This is a genomic window from Xenorhabdus santafensis, from assembly GCF_033949405.1.
Classification (GTDB): domain Bacteria; phylum Pseudomonadota; class Gammaproteobacteria; order Enterobacterales; family Enterobacteriaceae; genus Xenorhabdus; species Xenorhabdus santafensis.
The window spans coordinates 1-896 of record NZ_VCDN01000170.1; the positions used below are offsets into that span (position 1 = coordinate 1).

Sequence of the window (896 nt, forward strand, 5' to 3'; positions counted from 1 at the left end):
AGTCGTAGTGCTCGTAGTACAACTGTTGCAGGTTCTCATCCCGTATCTGCTGTTGAAATTCTGCCGGCCAGGCCGGGTTCTTGAACGTGTAATCCTTCAATTGCACCTGCGCGGGGCGCACTTGGGCGCTGCTGGTCAGGCTGCTCACCGCCAGTTCGCCCAGCGTACTGGCTTCCCCCGGCTGATAGGGCAGGTGGATACCCGGCGGTACGGCCCCGCAGTCATCGGCAAAGACCAGCGTGTTACGTCCGTTATTGCATTCAAAGAAGTAGAAAATGCCCTCTTCGGCGGTCAGGCGTTGCAGGAAGTCGAAATCGCTTTCCTGATATTGCACACAGAATTCCCGTTCTGGATGCGGATGGCGCAAGTTGAATACCACATCGCGAATACTGTGCTCTTTGAGAATGGTGGTGATGATGTCGGCAATGCTGAGTTGCTGGAAGATACGCGAATTCTGCCGCAGGGTCGTGCGCCACAAATCGGGACGGATACTCATCCGGTAAGTGGTTTGGTGCAGGCCGGTATTGCCTTGTTCAAAGCGGGTAACGATGCCGGTGATGCTACGCTGTTCGACACCGTTTTGCAGAATAGTCAGCGTCGCGGTGCGGTCAAGCACCAGCGGGAAATCAATGGCGGCGTCGGCACTCGCCAGCCCGACTTCCAGCGCAAAGGGGGATGAGAAATGTTCGTTCAGGCTGAAGTCCGTGACGACGAAGGTCTGTGCCGGCAATGTGCCCGCCGTCAGGGTGAACAACAGGCCGCTGGGGTCAGCGCCGCCACCGAGCCCCAATGCCTGACCGACTTGCTGCAACATCTTGCCGGCCATGGAGTTTCCTGCGGTGGCTTGGGTAGTCAGCCCGGCTTTTTGCCCCTGCTCACCGACAAAGCCACCGCCC

At 58.1% G+C, this 896-nt stretch carries 1 protein-coding gene; it reads right to left on the reverse strand.

Going from position 1 to position 896, the window contains the following annotated elements; genetic code table 11:
- Positions 1 to 826: type VI secretion system tip protein TssI/VgrG (gene tssI, locus FE392_RS19625; RefSeq protein WP_439153518.1), on the reverse strand; the 826-nt coding region annotated here is incomplete at its 3' end.
- Positions 827 to 896 lie beyond the last annotated feature (70 nt).